Source organism: Psychrobacter sp. UBA6291 (genome assembly GCF_002439405.1).
GTDB classification, from domain to species: domain Bacteria; phylum Pseudomonadota; class Gammaproteobacteria; order Pseudomonadales; family Moraxellaceae; genus Psychrobacter; species Psychrobacter faecalis.
The window spans coordinates 18,191-36,519 of the sequence record NZ_DJUD01000022.1 but is presented as its reverse complement, the minus strand read 5'-3'; the positions used below and the strand labels follow the sequence as shown (position 1 = coordinate 36,519).

Genomic DNA, 18,329 nt, shown 5'->3' with positions numbered 1-18,329 from the left:
AAAATGGACGGTAAACTAACAAGCATTCTTCTTTGTAAGTTTGCATTTCCCAAAGTTTATGCTGAACGCAGATAACAAAAGCAAGCGGTAGAATCTCTCAGCCAGCAATGCAAAGACCAATATAAAAATCAGTTTTTAAATGTTAGCTTTAGAGGTTAGCGAAAAAGTAAACTGAGCGATTATCAGCATAATGTATAAATAAGACGCCAGAATTATTATTCATAACGGTCCTATTCAAACCGTTTATAACAATTATAAAGACCCATTATATGGAGGGTAACATGCCTAAAAATATGTCTAAAACGTCGAATACAGCCGATTTGAGCCGTTGGTTACAGCAGAGCGCGTTGGCTATAGCGGTAGCCACTACTATGGCGGCAGGTATCAATATCGCGACCGTGCCAACTGCCCAAGCGGCCGTTACCACCGCAGATTTTTCGGGCTTGGTACAGCAAGTCACGCCAGCGGTTGCGCGGGTAAACGTCACCAAAACTGTCAGTGAGGCGGAGCTTGCTAAAGCCCAAACCGCCGAGCTATTACGTAAGTTCTTTGGTGATCGCTTACATATTCCTGACCAAGCAGCGACGCCCGCGATTGAACATGCCTATGGCACCGCATTTTTTGTCACCCGTGATGGTTATATGCTAACCAATCATCATGTGGTGGCAGGTGCGGACAAAATTACTGTGACACTCAATGACAGAAGCGAGCTTGATGCCAAATTGGTGGGCAGTGATGAGCGCTCAGATGTGGCGGTGCTCAAGGTGACGGGGCGTCAATTCCCCGCCTTGCCAATCGGCGATTCTAACGCGCTAAAAGTAGGGGAGCCGGTATTGGCGATTGGCTCGCCCTTTGGTTTTGATTATTCAGCATCAGCGGGTATTGTGAGCGCCAAATCGCGTAATTTTTCCCGTGAAACCAGTGTACCCTTTATCCAAACTGACGTGGCATTAAACCCGGGTAACTCTGGCGGTCCACTATTTAATCAGCGCGGTGAAGTGATTGGTATCAACTCGCGTATTTTTAGTGGCACGGGCGGCTATATGGGTCTGTCATTCTCTATCCCGATTGATGCAGCGATGGATATTTATGAGCAGCTAAAAGATAACGGTGAGGTCGCGCGCGCCTATCTGGGTATTTTTCCGCAGGATATCGACCGGAATTTAGCCGAAGCTTATAATTTAGCGCGTCCGCAAGGGGCATTATTGACGCGCGTTTCACCAGACTCACCGGCGCAAAAAGCGGGGCTAAAGCCAGGCGATATTATTTTAAAATACAATGATGTTCTAATTATGGAAGCTTCCGATTTATTAAACCTGATTAATCGGGCGCGGCCTGACGATATCTTTCGCGTTCACATTCAGCGCGACGGTAAACAAGCTATCATAACGGGCAAGCTTAGTAATGCTTCCAATGCTATGCAATTGCAAACCGGCGCACAGCAAGCCAACGGCATCAGCTTGGGACTGGCGCTGCGCAATTTAACGCCGGAGGAGCAAATAGAGCTGGCTGCTGATAATAAGACCGGCGTGTTGGTCACCGCTATTGAGCCGACGGGACTCGCGGCACGCTCGGGCATACTGGCAGGCGACGTCATCACCAATTTGCACCAAAAACCGATTAAAACGGTCAATGATTTTTCTAGCGCCGTGGGGTCATTACCCGAAAAAGGGGTGGTGACGATTGAGATAGTCCGTCAGGGCATCCCAGGTATTATTGGTTTGCGCATTGAATAGCAAAGGATAGCGTGCGTGATTAGCAGCGTTATGAATCGGCTGTCTTTATTGACAGTAATACATATCGTCCGACCATTGCTATGTTGACGATTCGTTAAAATACCTAAAAAGGTTTTATTGCTACTAACTAGTTACGCTACACTAAGCAGTTACGTTACACTAACTATTTAGTTTTCAGGCTTATTTTTTAAGCCAAATAACATCGCGCTTAGCATTATGATAGATTGCAAATTTTTCGCTTTATAGAAGTGTTAAGCATGAATTGTTTGATAGCGATGAAGGCAAAATATGCTACACTAGCAGGCGTTTTTATGGCTCTCAGCCAATCAAGTGGCAGCAGCTAAATAGCGTTAATCACGTTAGTAAAATGAATACACAGTATGAACATCACGCAAGGTCTTGCCCTGACGTTATTTTACCAAACCAAACGTTCAGCTCCATAGAGCAGATAGGCACACTTGCAAACGACTTATCATGTGATAGCTTTAATAAAAGCTAGGATATACAGGCACGGTTATGAGTACAGCATACGACGATATTAAAACCCGACTACAAGGCTCAATGGTAGCCTTGGTAACGCCCATGCATCCTGACGGCACGGTCGATTATAAACGTCTGGCAGACCTCATAGATTGGCAGATTGAGCAAGGTACGCATTGCTTGGTCGCTGTCGGTACCACTGGCGAGTCAGCGACTTTGTCCATGCAAGAGCACAGTGATGTGATTCGCTACTTTGTTCAGCATGTCAAAGGTCGCGTGCCTGTCATTGCAGGAACTGGTGCCAACAATACGATGGAAGCCATTAAACTAACCCAAGATGCCGCTGAAGCAGGTGCTGATTGTGCGTTATTGGTCGCGCCTTATTATAATAAGCCGCCACAAGAAGGCTTGTTTCAGCATTATAAGGCCATCGCTGAAGCGGTAAAAATTCCGCAAATGCTTTATAACGTACCGGGACGTACCGTTGTAGATATCGCCCAAGAGACCGTTGAACGCCTCGCTGATATTGACAATATCGTTGCTATTAAAGACGCCACAGGTTCGGCTGTTCGCGGTGAGCAACTGATCAGATCCGTTGGCGACAGAATGGTGGTGTTATCTGGTGACGATAGTACAGCTCTTGAGCTGATGCAGTTTGGCGGTAAAGGCAATATTTCGGTGACGGCTAACGTGGCACCAAAAGCTATGAGTGAGACTTTTAGCGCCGGCCTGCGTGGAGATTTTGATGCCGCTCATAAAGTTCATGACGTGGTTAAGCACTTACACCGTGACTTATTTATCGAATCAAGCCCTATTCCTGTTAAATATGCGCTGCATAAAATGGGCATGATAGATACCGGTATTCGTTTGCCGTTGGTATGGTTGGCTGAAAAGCACCATGCGACCATTGATGAAGCTCTAATCCGTGCAAATTTACTTTAGGTTTTTATAATTTAATAAACATACCGCTTATAGTGGCTCTATAAGCTTTGACTATTAAGTAAAAAGTTTTAGACATAGTAAGTAAAACTATAAACGCTTTGCCTACATACGCACCAAATAAGCAATAACTGCTAACTCAGAGAGATAATATGATGACAGTATCATCAAACCCTGCAAAAATATTCCCGATGCTAATGACCGTGGTTTTGGGTAGTACGTTAGTGTTGAGCGGCTGCCAAGCGACAAAAGGTCTGTTTGGTAAGCGCGATAATGGTAGCCTTGAGTATCAGCAAAGCAAAAAACTGGCACCATTAGAATTGCCAGCGGCGCAAGAAACAGCGCCATTTGTGCCGTTATACCCAACGCCTAATGCCGGTGCTAATACCTTGAAACTAGAAAATGAGTCGGGTAAACAATACCAGCTGCCAAGACCTCAGCGTACAGTTGCTGCGTCCCAAGCAGCAGAATAAACCCCTTTTTCATCCCTATCTATACCGCTGGTCTTTTATTATGGTTAAGCATTTTATACCTTAATACAAAGCGCTTGGCGGTCACTGCGCGTTTTTACCACATAAGCTTGAACGAACAGGAACTCCCTCATGCAAAAGCAACAACTGCTCTATAAAGGCAAAGCCAAGTCTGTTTATGAAACAGAAGACCATGATCTGCTGATTTTACACTTCCGCGACGATACCTCCGCACTCGATGGTAAGCGTATCGAACAGCTCGCTCGTAAAGGCGTGGTGAATAACCGCTTTAACGCTTTTATCATGCAAAAACTGGCTGACGCTGGTATCGAAACCCATTTTGAAAAGCAGTTGTCAGACGATGAAGTGTTGGTCAAGCGTTTAGACATGATTCCAGTTGAATGCGTCGTGCGTAATTTTGCCGCGGGCAGTTTGGTACGTCGCCTAGGTTTAGAGGAAGGTCAAGCTTTGACGCCGCCTACCTATGAGCTGTTTTATAAAGACGATGCGCTTGGCGATCCGATGGTCAATGAGTCCATCTCTATCTCGCTTGATTGGGCAACTGAAGCTCAATTGGCGAAAATGAAAGAGCTCAGCCACCAAGTAAACGAAGTATTAAAACAGCTGTTTGATGCTGGCGATTTAATACTGGTAGATTTTAAACTTGAATTTGGCGTATTCCATGATCGTATCGTTTTAGGTGATGAGTTCTCGCCTGATGGCTGCCGTATCTGGGATAAAGCGACCAAGAAAAAGCTCGATAAAGACCGCTTCCGCCAATCATTGGGTGATGTGATTGAAGGCTATGAAGAAGTAGCAAAACGTATCGGTGTGCCGTTAAACTAGAAATATAAAGTATTTAAAGAATAAAAAACTGAGCCTTGAGCTCAGTTTTTTTATGGGAATAAGCACTTTAAAAACGGTTATGTTAAAGATTGCTATGTTAAAAACTGCTATGTTATTTGTCTTTACGCGCTTCTTTGATTTTCTTCGCTGCCATCTCCATCGCATCGGCAGCTTTGTCTGCTAATGTGCCAACGACTTCTTTAGCTTTAGTGGTAGCAGTGTCCTTTAAAGAAGATTCTTTATCTTCGCTAGATTTAGAGTCATCATCTTTACTATCTTTATCCTTCTTGTCAGAATCGTCACCATTTTTACTGTCGTTTTTAGCGTCTGATTGATCGTCTTTTTTGGCACCGCTATTGTTTTTATCAGACGATTTATCATTATCGCTATCTTTACTATCGTTCTTGTCCGACGTTTTATCATCTTTTTTGTCATTAGTATTGTCTTGATTAGATGACTTATCGTCTTTGCTGTTTTTACTTTGTGACTGACTATTTTGCTTGTCGTTCTTACTGTTATCGTCTGTCTTAGACTGACTATCTTTTGAGGCGTTGTCCTTTGAATCGTTAGTAGCGTTGCCTTTAGAAGCATTATTACCATTATTAGTGTTGTTATCTTTCATCGCTGCGTTTTTATTCGTATCTTTTTCGCTAGCATTTTTATTGCTATCGTTATTTTGCTGCTTATCATTGTTAGTATTAGAGTTAGTCATTGTTATATCCTTTTGATTGTATTTTTTAGTGTTGGATGTTTTTAGTTTTTTAACTTTAAAATTGGTTGGCGAGTTTTAAGCTTACTATTAGAATGAGTTAACTGTCTGTATAGCAACAGTTGCAATAGGTAATAAGGTCTAACGCTTAGCCGCCTTACGTAGTTTTTTATGCTAAATTTATATCGTTGATATAAATGCCGTTATAAAAAAGGTCGCCCTTGATGTTATCGTCCAAATTACCTGATACTCAATCCACGGTTTTAGAACCTAGCTGGTTTGTCCGCCCGACCTGCGTGGTAGCGGCAGATTTAATTGGCAAAGTTTTATGCCGACAGCTAATCGATAGTGATGGTAAGAAAAAAACCCTACGGATGCGCATCTCAGAGACCGAAGCCTATATTGGCGAAGGTGATGCCGCTTGTCATGCCCATGCTGGCACGCGCACGCCGCGTACCGAAATTATGTATAGCGAGGGTGGGGTGTTCTATGTCTATCTGACTTATGGTATCCATCATATGCTCAATTTGGTCAGCGGAACGGCAGAGTCGCCAGAAGCGGTATTAATACGCGCAGGGTTTTTGACAGACGATAGCGCGCGCTTAATCGACGAGCAATTACTGAGCGCAGATAAACAGCTAACCGATCCCAAGCAATTTGCAGGTCCTGGCAAGCTAACCAAACGGCTGCAAATTGACCGCGAGTTATATGGTGCGCCTATCATGCCTGCGTCAGGGCTTTGGGTCGAAGACGACGGCTGTCAGCCGCCAGTATCGCTGCGCCCACGTATTGGCATTGATTATGCGGGCACGGCGAAAGATTGGTTACTGCGCTATGTTTGGACCGACCATCCTTCACTGTCCAAAAAATAGCCAATCTAGAGTTGTTACTAATTTTTTAAAGAGCATGAAAGGGGTAAGCAATGTATAAATTGACAGTTTTTATTCCCAATGAAGCGCTAGAGCAAGTAAAGACTGCCTTATTTACGGCTGGTGCTGGAAAAATTGGTGATTATGAGCAGTGCTGTTGGCAAGTTAAAGGAACAGGGCAGTTTATGCCGTTAGCAGGCAGTCAGCCGCATATTGGCACGCAGGATACACTTGAAACGGTCGAAGAATGGTGCGTGGAGATGGTGGTAGCCGACGCGTATATTAAGCCAGTGATTGAAGCATTAAAGCAGGCGCATCCTTATGAAACGCCTGCCTATGATGTGATTCAAGTATTGGATTTTTAAGATCTTGAATTTATTATCAGAAATTATCAGTCTTCTTTGATTTTAATCACGTTGTAGCTTGGATAATCAAGCTCGATTTTATAGTCTTTACTGCCGCGGCGAGCTTTTACTTTTATTTTACTGTCGCCTTTTTTATATCTGACGTCTTTGACCCGATAACCCATATTGCTAACCTGATTGGCCGCGCGCTGCTCGATAGCAGGCTGATAAAGTTCTTTATCAATAGACTTGATGGTTTTCTTGTGTTTCTTATAGATTTTAGTATCTTTGTAAATGTCTTCATAAAGGTCACCATAAGCATTGTAGCCGGGCGCGGTGACGCAGCCAGTCGTTATGGACAGTAACGCGGCAATCATACTGCTCGCCGCCGTGGTTTTTAATAACGTATATTTTTTCATAATATTCTCTCATGCTATGCTATTAAAGGTATTGGTAGCTCGTCTATATAAGCAAGGTTCTATGTTAAAAACGACACAATAAAAAAATGGTCAACTAAACCAAGGGCTGGCTTATTTGACCAAGGGCATCAAGTCATCAACGATGCCAAAATCTTATCTGTACGTACAAGGCGTGTTCTTAATTGAATCGTACTCATCTAAAATAGCTAAATTTTGTCAAACGTCGTCAAATAACGAGAGCACAGACCCAAAAACCCAAACGCCTAGCCATTAGGCGCTATGCGCTATTTCTATAAATTGTTGAGAGGTTAAGTTACTTGTAGCGATAATGGTTATTATTATAGCGACCATTATTGTTGTAGCGGCTATTATCTTTTTTATGCTTACCGTTTTTATTTTTGTGATGACCGTTTTTATTCTTATGTTTGCCTTTTTTGCTATCGTGGTGAGCATGATTGACTTTATGGCCGCCATTATTATAACGACCATTATTGTTATACTTGCCGTTACCCTGATACGGACCGTTTGGGTAATAAACTCTTTGACCATCATGTCTTGGCGTGACGGTACAACCAAAGGTAGTGCCCAATAAAGCAAGCACAATACCAGCAGAAAAAGCGGTTTTTAAAGTTGAGAAGCTTAATATCTTCATAATAAATATTCCTATTATCTTATTAATTCCTATTACTTATCAGTAATGTGGCGATTACTGGTATTTAATTACTGATCTTAATGTTGCACTACCACAATAACGTTGCATAAGAAAAGCTAACGTATAAAAATGGACTGTTTAAAGATTAGTCTTTTTTAATCTTAATCACATTCAAGTTTGGATAGCCAAGTAAAATCTCATATTCTTGTGAGCCGCGTTTGGCTTCAATCTCAAACACACCGCGACCGTTCTTTTCTTCAAATTCAATGTCTTCCACACGGTATCCCATTGATCTTACTTTGTTGACAGCGCGCTGCTTAATGGCTGGGTAACGAGAATCTCGTTTGATACTGTTTTCGATACCATCGTCTTTATAGCGCTTATTGTTTTTATATTTGCCATGATTTTTATACTTGTCTTTTTTATAATCATCTTTGTCGTAACGGTCTTTATCGTTTCTATCATCTTGCCAAACATTAGAGGAACCTCTTTTGTTTGAGCTGATGAGTCTTAAGTCTGGATAGCTATATTTAAGCTCGTAGGTTTGATTGTTCTTTCTAGCGATGGCAGTAATATAGTCAATCCCACCTAAAAGTGTTATAAACTAACTATCAAATTCAATTGTTATTATAAAGACCATGACTTACTCACTAGATTTTCGTATGCAAGTTCTTAAAAGTATAGATGATGGTATGACCTTTGCCGAGGCAGCTGAGTTTTATAATCTGAGCCCAACCACCATACAAAACTGGAAGCGGCGTGTTCATAGTAAAACAACCAGGCAAACCAAACCCTATAAAATACCAGATGATGTGCTACTTAATGATGTCAAAGAACATCCTGATGATTACCAGTATGAGCGAGCACGTCGTCTAAACTGTAGTAAAACAGGCATTCATCATGCCCTAAAGCGTCTAGGCATCAGTCAAAAAAAAGACTTTAGAACATCCAAAAGCCTGTCCGATCAAAAGAGCGATATATCAGAATAAGCTTGAGCACTTTAAGCAGCAAGGCTACCCCATTGTATATATGGACGAAAGCGGCTTTGAGCACGAGACCATTCGCTCTCATGGCTATGCACCGATTGGTGAGCCTTGTATCGATAGCTACAACTGGCAAGGTAAAAGGCGAACCAACGTTATCGGTGCTCTATATGAAAAGATGCTGTTTGCCCTAGATTACTTTAAGCACAACATCAACAGCATCGTCTTCTATCACTGGTGCAAACACAAGCTAATCCCAAGTCTTAAAACCAAATGCGTGATTGTGATGGATAATGCCAGATTTCATAAGAGTAAGCGTATTCAAAAGCTACTGAATAGGCATGGTCATCGTATTTTATGGTTGCCGCCGTACAGCCCTGATCTGAACCCTATCGAAAAGAAATGGGCTCAGGTGAAGTTTCTACGCCAAGGCTGGATGGAAAACGACTTATCCAAATTGTTTTATGATGTTTGTCCTAACCATAACAATTTTATTTTGAGCTGACTATAGCATGGTTGCCACGATAGTTATCAGAGCGGATGTCCATGACTTGATAGCCTTGACGGCGTAGATTATTGCTTAGAGTCTGGCTAACGCGTTTATAGTCAGCATTGCCGTAATTGCTGTTACCACCATATATTGGGTAATTTCCATAACCTCGATCAACAACGGCACAACCAGCCACCGTTCCTAACAAAGTCAGCGCTAAACCAGCAGATATTGCGGTCTTAAATGAGAAAGCGGATAGAGTTTTCACAATAAAATCTCCTTTGGAGTACCGATGATCTGAATAAGGAACGATTATTTAACAGGGATACTTTTAACAATAGGTGATTGGTAGCTTATAAGCCTGCAAAGCCAATATTTGTTTCTTAATATTGAAATATTTTCTTACATACACATAGTAAGACTTAAAAATCATCTTTCCATGTCTTTGATGTTAATAAGTTGTAAATTTTGCAAATAGTTGCGTAAACATTCGACACTTTAGGTGACTAGGGCGTTTCTAAATTTGTTCAATATCGCTAACACTTTTAATGACTAATATAGGGAGTACGAAACAATTAAAGATATACGTAAAAATTATTTCAAATTTATCAATAACTTAGATTGAGATATTGGCTATCTTAAAATCGACGTAAGCATATGCTTACATGCAATGACGCTTACGCGACTTAACACGTGATGCATAATTTGACACTATACACACACGGCATAAGGGAATGTGACTCAAGGATTGAGTTAACCGTATTAAGGATAATAGTTCAATCGCTAGCATCAGGATGATAAAGGCAATTGGAATAAGGACACATGACCCGTGCTGCAGGCATCTAATGCCAGTAGTAGTCAGAACAAATGGGCAGGATGCCCGGCTATCACAATATACTCAATATCTTGCAAGGATGCAGCGATTAGAGTGGTGATGGGTAACAAGGATGGTTAACAATAAAACCGCATAACAATTAATTGCTATGCGGTTTTATCGTGTCTGGGTGTTAAGAATTCTCCATTCAGATTTTCTCAGAACGTGTATTCCTTAGAAAACTTTTATCATACCCGTTATCCCAAATGATAACGACCTCATATTTTTATCGTTAAAATCTATAAGCCAATATGATGAGTAGTTACTTATAGACAATAAAAAAGCATAGACGATAAAAAAGCATAGACGATAAAAAAGGCCACATTAAATCAATGTGACCTTTCTCAATAAACAGCTTATAAAAATCTATATGTAAGAAAATTCTTATAAGACAAATTAGTATTTGTTTTCAACGCGCCATGCATCTACTTCGCGCTCAGCGTCATCTTTACTGTGACCATAACGCTCTTGGACTTTACCCACGAGCTTATCACGGCTACCTTCGATATGTAGTAAATCATCATCAGTTAGGTCAGCCCACTTCTGCTTGACCGTACCCTTCATCTGTTTCCAATCACCTTTTAGCGTATGTTCGTTCATTATTATAATCCTTATTTTAGTTATCAAATCTTTAAGGTAAATAGTTTAAAAATTCTAACGCTATAAACCGTAAAGTGCTTTAGGAGCAAGTTATTATTTATGATTGTTCTTGTTTATCTCGTACTGTTTTAAGTACTTTACAGCTAGCCCGTGGCCAACTTGTGATACCAATATATGAATTTCAGACCGCCGTGTCTGTATGAGCAATGTTTGTAGTGTTGCTTAATTATGGTCATTGCTCTTGCTATGTTATGGAGGGCATAGTTGTGTAATAGACAGGGCACTTTGTCAGAGCGATACGTAAAGAAAACCAGCAGCCAAATCTCTACCTATATAGTGCGTTGTCCTTTTTTATGTCTTTATCAATCCTACTTCTAAAACTATTAATGGAAAATCTAATCTTTTACGCCCCTGATTATAGACTTGTTATTTAAATAACTATAAGCTTATAGCTGAAATCATAAGCCTTAGACAATTAGGACAGAATAACAGTGAGTCCACTTAATACCGTAAACGCCACAAGATTAGATACGAAGCGTGAGCTGGCAAAAGCCAAAACCTGTCGTGCCTTATTAAAAAGTGCGCTGCAGCTTTATAGCTTGGAAGGCGCTTGCGGCATGAGTATGAACAAAATCGCTAAAGGGGCGGGAATCGCTCAGCCAAGTTTTTATAATCATTTTGACAGCGTAGAGGCGCTACAAAGTGAGTTGAGTAGGCAATTAAAAGACAATTATTTATCACTGATGCGTAAGGCGTGGGCAGATATGCTTGGTGATTATCCAACGCTGTCTAGGGCGGCGTTCAATCAGCGCTGTCAGCATTGCTTGACGCTAATTTTTACAGCTGCCTTTCAAAATATTAGGTTATTCCAACGGTTACTCGAAGACAGTCTGCGCTTTGATTTGCGAATAGAAGATAAAGGTTTGGGAAGTTTGTTTACCGACATACGCGAGGAATGGACAAAGATATTCATCCAAGAATTACAGTCAGCCGAGTGTTCTTTTGAGACGTTTGAAGTTTATCTCTGCGTTGATAGTGCGAGCGCGCAAGTTCATGAGTTGATATTAGGCTGTCATCAAGGACGTTATTCACAGCAGCAAGCAATTGCGATGTTGTGCAAAAACTTTGATGGGCTTTTTGGTGGATTTTTTATCAATAATGAGCAAGTAATAAGTAGCTAGTGAGCAAATTAATGAATGCTGAGCTCGCAAAATTTTTAAAACTAACGAATCTATTCATATCATAAAACGGAATTTAGTTAGCGAAAGCGATAGTAACGATCACAGGGAGCGTGACCATGAGCAGTAAACAAACCAAGACGAATGAGCAAACACATTTTAGAACCTGCAATCTGTGCGAAGCGATGTGCGGTATTGAAGTAAAGCACGATGGAGCAAAAGTATTATCGATTAAAGGCGATAAAAATGACCCATTTTCTAAAGGTTATATTTGCCCAAAAGCAACTGCCTTACAAGATTTACATGAAGACCCAGATCGCCTGCGTCATCCAATTGAGAGGACGGCTAACGGTTGGAAAACAGTCAGCTGGGATGAGGCGCTTGATAAAGTAGCTGCGGGTATTCAGTCAGTACAAAAGAAACATGGCCAAAATGCTTTTGGTGTTTATTTAGGCAATCCCAACGTCCATAATATGGGCGGCATGCTGACCATTAAGCATCTATTAAGCAGTATCAAGACCCGCAGTCGTTTTTCTGCAACCTCGGTCGATCAATTACCGCACCATATCGTCAGCATGCACCTGTTTGGGCATATGCTGCGTATCCCCGTGCCTGACGTCAATCGCACCCGATATATGCTCATCATTGGTGGCAATCCGCTGGCATCTAACGGCAGTATTATGACCGCGCCAAATATGCGCCAAAAGCTAAAAGACATCAAAGCCCGCGATGGCAAAGTAGTAGTGATTGATCCAAGACGTACCGAAACTGCTGACATTGCAAGCGAGCATCATTTTATCCGTCCAGCAACCGATGTTTTATTTTTGCTTGCTATGCTCAATGAAATCTATGACCAAGGTTACGCGGACAAAGCACGGACTAATAATAGAGCGGCGGCGCTTGCGCCAGAGATTGCGCGCTTGGCAGATTTCGCTAAAGACTATAGCGCAGAGTTAGTTGCTGATATTACTGGCATTGCCGCAAATGAGATTAAAAGACTGGTCAAAGAGTTTTGCGAAGCCGAAAGCGCCGTCTGCTATGGGCGCATGGGCGTATCGGTGCAAGAATTTGGCTTATTAAGCCAGTATTTGATTATGGTGATTAATATCGTCACCGGACGTTTGGATGAAGTGGGCGGCCTCATGTTCCCCAATCCTGCGCTCGATGTGGTCAATAACTCCGGCCCAGGTTATTTAGGTAAACGTCATAGCCGCGTGAGTAATTTGCCTGATTTCAATGGTGATTATCCTGTCGTAGCGATGGGTGACGAGATGCTGGTAACAGGCGAGGGTCAATTAAAAGGCTTTATGACCGTTGCAGGCAACCCTGTCCTCAGTACGCCAAATGGTGAAAAGTTAGATAAAGCCTTTGCCAATTTGGACTTTATGGTCGCAATTGATTACTTTGTCACAGCAACCAGCCGGCATGCCAATATTATCTTGCCACCCGTCTCGCCGCTAGAGCGTGACCATTATGACGTTACCTTTAATAATTTTGCTGTACATAATGTCGCTAAATACTCTCCAGCGTTGTTTGCTAAGAAAAAAAGTGCCAAACATGATTGGCAAATCTATTTGGAATTAGCAAAACGCCTCGATAAAAAAGCGCCGCTTACGACCAAAATTGAGCGCCGATTGGTTAAGACTTTAGGACCAAAATTTTTGCTTGATCAAGGCTTGAGACGTGGACCTTATGCTAGCATGAATCTAAATAAACTCAAGAAAAAACCGCATGGACTGGATTTAGGCACGCTCAAAAGAATGCTACCGCAAGCAATAAAGCATAAAGATAAGCAAATTCATCTTAATATCGATTTTTATCAAGCCGATTTGGCGCGCGTGCAAACGATGATGCAGGATTACGATGACAAACAGACTTTACTTATCGGTCGTCGTCATGTACGCAGTAACAATTCATGGCTGCATAATAGCTATCGCTTGGTAAAAGGCAAGCCACGCTGTACGCTGATGCTGCATCCTGAAACAGCGAAAGAATATGGTATTAAGGATGGACAGGAAGTAAAAGTGACCTCGCGTGTTGGTAGTGTGACGATCGTAGCAGAAGTCACCGATGAGCTAATGCCTGGCGTAGTCAGTATTCCTCATGGTTGGGGTCATGGGCGTAAAGGTGTGCAGCAAAAGATTGCGCAAGCGCATGCCGGTGTCAGTGTTAATGACTTGACGGACGATACCTTAATCGACCAGCTAAGTGGTAATGCGGCGGTCAATGGCGTACCTGTACAATTAGAAGCAATCGCGCTAGAGGTGGTTGATTTGGAAACTGTTGATACTGAGGTTAATGGTGATATTAAATCAGGAAGCGCTGCATAAAATAGCTCTAAAATAAAAGTCTTTAATTTAAAAAGGCACTTAAAAAAGTGCCTTTTTTACGTTTTTAATTTTAAGTTCCTAAACCTATAAAATCAAAGTCTACTTGCGGCGTTTCACCTTGTATCAATAAACTGAGCGCCTTTGCCGAACCGCAAGCATGGGTCCAACCAAGCGTGCCATGTCCGGTATTTAGCCACAAATTATCAAAGCTGGCGTTTGTATTGACACTACCATGACGGACTTGACCATGATGTGCGCGTCCTATTAATGGTACATTTGATGGCGTCATTGGGCGCAGTCCTGTCCAATATTGCACAGAATTGGCAATGATACCTTTGGGAAATAACTGCTGTACGCGACGGGTAATGGCTGCACAGCGCGTGCTATTTAAATCCATATTATAGCCGTTAAATTCCGCCGTACCTGCGACGCGTAATTTGTCACCAAGGCGCGAGGTGACTAATTTAAACTCATCATCAATAAGGCTGACGAAAGGTGCTAAATGTGGCGCACGCGGATTGACTTGATAAGTGGCTGAATACCCTTTGGCAGGGAAAATCGGCAGATGGATATTGAGCGGTTTCATGAGCAATACGCTATAGCTGCCAAGTGCCAGTACATAATCGTCAGCGCTAAAAGTCTGTGCGTTTTCGCCCTTGGGACGAATGGTCATACTATGCACGTGCGGGCGAGCAGAATGGGCGTCAGTATTTAACGTCAAAATGTCGGTATCGTATAAAAATTTCACGCCAGCATCGATGCAGCGCTGCGCCAAACGCTGGGTAAATACATGCGCATTACCTGATTCGTCACGGCTGGTGTAAGTGGCGCCTTTGAGCTTATGCGCGATAGGGTAAAGCGCAGGCTCAAGGCTAATAGCATTATTAATATCTATCACATAACGCTCACAGCCGAGCTCTTGCATACGCTCGGTTGGCGCGATGGCAGCATCAAACTCAGCTTGGTTGGTATAAAAATGCATGATACCGCGCGTTTGCTGCTCGTAATCAATACCAATATCAGCACGCAGCTGCTGCAATGCTTCGCGTGAGTACAAGCCCAAACGCACCATCTGTACCAAATTGGCATCGGCTTGTTCTGCGCGGCATTCTTGTAAGAACTGCATTGCCCATTTCAACTGCGCTTTATCAGCTCGCAAGCGGTAGAGCAGCGGTGCATCTTCACGAAACAACCATTTAAGCGCTTTCATTGGTGTGCTCGGATTTGCCCAAGGGGTTGCGTGCGAGACGGATATCTGCCCACCATTGGCAAATGAGGTTTGCATACCGGCAGCAGATTCGCGCTCAATGACGGTCACATCGTAGCCTGCTTGCCGAAGATACCAAGCGCTGGTCACGCCCACCACACCTGCTCCGAGTACCGCAATATGGGTCATAAATTGCTCTGCTACGTTTTTAGTAAAAATGCTTTTTAAAATACCAAATGGACTACCAAACGTTTCACGTTATTTTTGACGGGCGGCATCTGCTTGTAGTGCTGGTGGTAAATCTAATATCGTAAGCTCACTATCGGCTAAATGCTCTGGGCGGGCAACAACCAATGCCTTAAAGCCATTAGCATTAATATCATCATCAGCAATGGCATTGACCACCTGAATTTTCTCTAGTTTATCACCTGCGGCTGGAACCTCACCTGTGCCGCTGACATAATGTAAAAACGCTTTTGGTGCCGCTTTAAAGTAAATACGGGCAATGACTTCTTGACCGAGGTAGCAGCCTTTATCGTAGTCCATACCGCCGCGCTGATGTAGGCGCAGCTCTTGCGGCTGAAACTCGCCTCGTGTGTCCGCGACTATCCAATAATTACCCGCTGCAAGACTCGCCTGCATCCACGCTTGAGTGTCATCGATAGTATTATGCTCGTCTTTATGACTAAAGGTTGGCTCTCCATCGAGTACGCAAGGATAAATGGGCGTTGGTGTACTGGTATCAAACTTTGAAAAGGCGCCAAACTTTTTAAGATGCGCTTGCAAAGCCTCAGCGCAATCGGCACTGATGACTACATCAAAATGCTTTTCGTCTTGTTTTTTAATCCAAAGGCCAAAATCGATACGACCTTTTAAATTGCTAAGCGCCGTTGCTTGATAGCTAAGCCCAAGCTTAGTGACATCAGAGGTTAGCTGCCCTTGTAAGAACTTTGCGGCATCTTCACCTTGAATGGTTAGTTGAACAAATTGTGGCAATGTTGATTGAGTCATTATTATTGTCCTATTTATGAGTCGCTATAGCCTCAGATATTAGGGTTAATACTGAGTGATTAAAGTCGTTATAAGACTTACTGTTAAAATAATGCGAAAAAGTCGTTATTTAAGTTTTTACCATCTTTTTAGTACCTAAAGACAAATGGTGATCAAATCAAATTTGGTTACAGCAGAGTACCACAAAAAACCACGTGATAAAAAACGTCCGCGTTAAGGGATAAACGAATGTATCAATTAGTCACAGTTCTGTGTTTACAAGCGGAGCGATTGGTGAAAGCTGGCGAGTTACGGTACAATGTTAGCGTTAGAATACACCCAATTTATCACGGCTGACGAGGAAATTATGAGCTTACCCAATTGCCCAAAATGCGATGCTGAATATACGTACGAAGATGGTGCGTTACTGGTATGTCCTATGTGTGCTCATGAGTGGACCGCGGCTGAAACCGATGCGGCGCAGGCTGAAGCGCAAGATGCGGTCATTCGTGATGCGGTCGGTAACGAGCTGCAAGATGGCGATACCGTCACCGTGATTAAAGACTTAAAGGTCAAAGGATCATCAACCATTATCAAAGTCGGCACCAAAGCAAAAGGGATTCGTCTGTTGCCAGATGCCTCTGACGGTCATGATATCGACTGTAAACTCGATGGTTTTGGACCGATGAAGCTCAAATCGTCAGTGGTTAAAAAAGCTTAAGTTTTTGTTAATTAAGTGATTGTTAATTAAGCTATCGTTAATAAAATAACACCAAAAAAATAAGTAGAGACTAATTATGAGCACTAAAAATGAACAACTTTTTGCGCAAGCCCGCAAACATATTCCTGGCGGCGTAAACTCACCGGTTCGCGCCTTTGCTGGCGTTGGTGGTACGCCTATTTTTATGCACCGTGCTAACGGCAGCAAAATTTATGACACCGAAGACAATGCTTATATCGATTATGTCGGCTCTTGGGGGCCGATGATTTTGGGTCATGCGCATCCAAAAGTCATTGATGCGGTTAAAAAAGCCGCTGATGATGGTTTGAGCTTTGGTACACCAACGCCATTTGAAACCACCGTGGCCGATAAGATTTGCGACATCGTCCCAAGTGTTGAGATGATTCGCATGACAAGCTCAGGTACAGAAGCGACCATGAGCGCGATTCGTTTGGCGCGTGGCTTTACTGAGCGTGACAAAATCGTCAAATTTGAAGGCTGCTACCATGGTCATTCCGACAGCTTACTGGTAAAAGCGGGTTCAGGGATGCTAGATATTGGCGAACCAACATCAAAAGGCGTGCCAGCGGATTTTGCTAAGCATACGATTACCATTCCTTATAATGACCCGCAAGCGATTAAAGAGTGCTTTGCAAAATGGGGTAGTGAGATTGCTTGCGTGATTGTCGAACCAATCGCTGGCAACATGAATATGGTCATTCCGACGCAAGAATTCCATGATACTTTGCGCGCAGAATGTACCGCCAATGGCGCAGTATTGATTTTTGATGAAGTAATGACCGGTTTTCGCGTCGGACTTGGCGGCGCGCAAGCGCATTTTGGCATTGACCCTGATTTGACTTGCTTTGGTAAAATCATCGGTGCCGGTTTACCGGTTGGTGCTTTTGGTGGTAAAAAAGAAGTGATGTCCTGTATTGCACCACTTGGCGGCGTTTATCAAGCGGGTACGTTATCAGGTAACCCGCTGGCCATGCGCGCTGGTATTGCGATGTTTGAAGATTTAACCGTTGATGGTTTTTACGCCGAATTATCTGCGAAAGTAGACCAGCTTATTGATGGTATCCAAGCGGCGGCAGATAAGCATGGTATCAATCTGCGCACCAATAAATTGGGCGGCATGTTTGGCATGTTCTTTGTTAAAGACAAGACGACAAACGTACCGCAAAACTTTGATGACGTGACAGAATGCGATATGGATGTGTTTAATACCTTTTTTCATGGCATGTTAGAGCGCGGTATTTATCTTGCGCCATCTGCCTATGAAGCAGGCTTTATGTCGATCAAGCATAGTGATGCAGACATTGAAGCGTCTATTAAAGCCGCTGATGAGATTTTTGCAGAAATGGCAAAAGCGTAAATCATTTGGTTAAAATTACTTGTCTAAAATTTAAAGTTTAATGTTCTTTAGAATTTATATCTGCAACATAAAAACCAGCAGGATTATCGTGCTGGTTTTTTTGTCCCTGCGTAT

General features: G+C 42.6%; 20 protein-coding genes. 12 read left to right on the top strand and 8 right to left on the bottom strand.

All coding sequences use genetic code 11. From position 1 onward, the window contains the following. The first annotated feature begins 281 nt into the window (after positions 1 to 281). From B3R91_RS02800 to purC, 4 genes are all read left to right on the top strand, one after another. The gene (locus B3R91_RS02800; RefSeq protein WP_286796412.1) at positions 282 to 1,736 is read left to right on the top strand and encodes a Do family serine endopeptidase; all 1,455 of its coding nucleotides are present in this window, start codon (positions 282 to 284) and stop codon (positions 1,734 to 1,736) included. Between the two features lie 516 nt (positions 1,737 to 2,252). Further along, positions 2,253 to 3,158 (top strand): 4-hydroxy-tetrahydrodipicolinate synthase, encoded by a 906-nt coding sequence (gene dapA / locus B3R91_RS02795; protein ID WP_068405840.1) that lies wholly within the window; start codon positions 2,253 to 2,255, stop codon positions 3,156 to 3,158. A gap of 149 nt (positions 3,159 to 3,307) precedes the next feature. Continuing rightward, the gene (locus B3R91_RS02790) at positions 3,308 to 3,628 is read left to right on the top strand and encodes a hypothetical protein (protein ID WP_286796411.1); all 321 of its coding nucleotides are present in this window, start codon (positions 3,308 to 3,310) and stop codon (positions 3,626 to 3,628) included. Between the two features lie 129 nt (positions 3,629 to 3,757). Continuing rightward, entirely contained in the window at positions 3,758 to 4,471 is a 714-nt protein-coding gene (gene purC, locus B3R91_RS02785) for a phosphoribosylaminoimidazolesuccinocarboxamide synthase (protein ID WP_102077796.1), read from the top strand. A 112-nt stretch (positions 4,472 to 4,583) separates the two neighbouring features. Here the strand turns inward: purC and B3R91_RS02780 are convergent, their stop codons facing one another. Then, positions 4,584 to 5,183 (bottom strand): hypothetical protein, encoded by a 600-nt coding sequence (locus B3R91_RS02780; RefSeq protein WP_286796410.1) that lies wholly within the window; start codon positions 5,181 to 5,183, stop codon positions 4,584 to 4,586. Between the two features lie 221 nt (positions 5,184 to 5,404). On the opposite strand from B3R91_RS02780, the gene B3R91_RS02775 reads away from it, so the two are divergent. Next, positions 5,405 to 6,052, top strand: a complete 648-nt coding sequence (locus B3R91_RS02775; RefSeq protein ID WP_286796409.1) for a DNA-3-methyladenine glycosylase — start codon at positions 5,405 to 5,407, stop codon at positions 6,050 to 6,052. Between the two features lie 50 nt (positions 6,053 to 6,102). After that, entirely contained in the window at positions 6,103 to 6,414 is a 312-nt protein-coding gene (locus B3R91_RS02770) for an NGG1p interacting factor NIF3 (protein ID WP_286796408.1), read from the top strand. A 26-nt stretch (positions 6,415 to 6,440) separates the two neighbouring features. Here the strand turns inward: B3R91_RS02770 and B3R91_RS02765 are convergent, their stop codons facing one another. The 3 genes from B3R91_RS02765 to B3R91_RS02755 form a co-directional block, all read right to left on the bottom strand. Next, a complete protein-coding gene (locus B3R91_RS02765) occupies positions 6,441 to 6,812 on the bottom strand; it encodes a hypothetical protein (protein ID WP_198327976.1) in 372 nt (123 codons plus the stop codon). Between the two features lie 313 nt (positions 6,813 to 7,125). Beyond that, a complete protein-coding gene (locus tag B3R91_RS02760; protein WP_191692287.1) occupies positions 7,126 to 7,464 on the bottom strand; it encodes a hypothetical protein in 339 nt (112 codons plus the stop codon). A 145-nt stretch (positions 7,465 to 7,609) separates the two neighbouring features. Beyond that, positions 7,610 to 7,741, bottom strand: a complete 132-nt coding sequence (locus B3R91_RS02755) for a hypothetical protein (protein WP_286796407.1) — start codon at positions 7,739 to 7,741, stop codon at positions 7,610 to 7,612. 385 nt (positions 7,742 to 8,126) lie between these two features. Between B3R91_RS02755 and B3R91_RS02750 the strand changes: the two genes are divergently transcribed. Continuing rightward, entirely contained in the window at positions 8,127 to 8,453 is a 327-nt protein-coding gene (locus tag B3R91_RS02750; protein ID WP_349681527.1) for an IS630 transposase-related protein, read from the top strand. Next, positions 8,428 to 8,952, top strand: coding sequence for an IS630 family transposase (locus B3R91_RS02745; RefSeq protein ID WP_165598608.1), 525 nt, complete (start codon positions 8,428 to 8,430; stop codon positions 8,950 to 8,952). The genes B3R91_RS02750 and B3R91_RS02745 overlap by 26 nt, the downstream gene beginning before the upstream one ends. On the opposite strand, the gene B3R91_RS02740 is transcribed toward B3R91_RS02745, so the two are convergent. Together B3R91_RS02740 and B3R91_RS02735 are read right to left on the bottom strand one after the other, a co-directional pair. Further along, positions 8,939 to 9,205 (bottom strand): hypothetical protein, encoded by a 267-nt coding sequence (locus tag B3R91_RS02740; protein ID WP_286796405.1) that lies wholly within the window; start codon positions 9,203 to 9,205, stop codon positions 8,939 to 8,941. The genes B3R91_RS02745 and B3R91_RS02740 overlap by 14 nt on opposite strands. A 1,002-nt stretch (positions 9,206 to 10,207) precedes the next feature. Continuing rightward, positions 10,208 to 10,411, bottom strand: a complete 204-nt coding sequence (locus B3R91_RS02735; RefSeq protein WP_068405819.1) for a CsbD family protein — start codon at positions 10,409 to 10,411, stop codon at positions 10,208 to 10,210. 491 nt (positions 10,412 to 10,902) lie between these two features. Between B3R91_RS02735 and B3R91_RS02730 the strand changes: the two genes are divergently transcribed. Together B3R91_RS02730 and B3R91_RS02725 are read left to right on the top strand one after the other, a co-directional pair. Continuing rightward, entirely contained in the window at positions 10,903 to 11,592 is a 690-nt protein-coding gene (locus tag B3R91_RS02730) for a TetR/AcrR family transcriptional regulator (protein ID WP_286796404.1), read from the top strand. A gap of 116 nt (positions 11,593 to 11,708) precedes the next feature. Continuing rightward, the gene (locus B3R91_RS02725; protein WP_286796403.1) at positions 11,709 to 13,919 is read left to right on the top strand and encodes a molybdopterin oxidoreductase family protein; all 2,211 of its coding nucleotides are present in this window, start codon (positions 11,709 to 11,711) and stop codon (positions 13,917 to 13,919) included. Between the two features lie 70 nt (positions 13,920 to 13,989). Here B3R91_RS02725 and B3R91_RS02720 read toward each other — a convergent pair whose 3' ends face one another. Together B3R91_RS02720 and B3R91_RS02715 are read right to left on the bottom strand one after the other, a co-directional pair. Then, complete coding sequence (locus tag B3R91_RS02720; protein WP_286796402.1) at positions 13,990 to 15,315, bottom strand: D-amino acid dehydrogenase; 1,326 nt, start codon at positions 15,313 to 15,315, stop codon at positions 13,990 to 13,992. Positions 15,316 to 15,384: 69 nt separating this feature from the next. Next, the gene (locus B3R91_RS02715) at positions 15,385 to 16,137 is read right to left on the bottom strand and encodes a YgfZ/GcvT domain-containing protein (protein WP_286796401.1); all 753 of its coding nucleotides are present in this window, start codon (positions 16,135 to 16,137) and stop codon (positions 15,385 to 15,387) included. Between the two features lie 346 nt (positions 16,138 to 16,483). On the opposite strand from B3R91_RS02715, the gene B3R91_RS02710 reads away from it, so the two are divergent. After that, a complete protein-coding gene (locus tag B3R91_RS02710) occupies positions 16,484 to 16,837 on the top strand; it encodes a zinc ribbon domain-containing protein YjdM (RefSeq protein ID WP_068405853.1) in 354 nt (117 codons plus the stop codon). 76 nt (positions 16,838 to 16,913) lie between these two features. Further along, complete coding sequence (gene hemL / locus B3R91_RS02705; RefSeq protein WP_286796400.1) at positions 16,914 to 18,215, top strand: glutamate-1-semialdehyde 2,1-aminomutase; 1,302 nt, start codon at positions 16,914 to 16,916, stop codon at positions 18,213 to 18,215. The last annotated feature ends 114 nt before the right edge of the window (positions 18,216 to 18,329 follow it).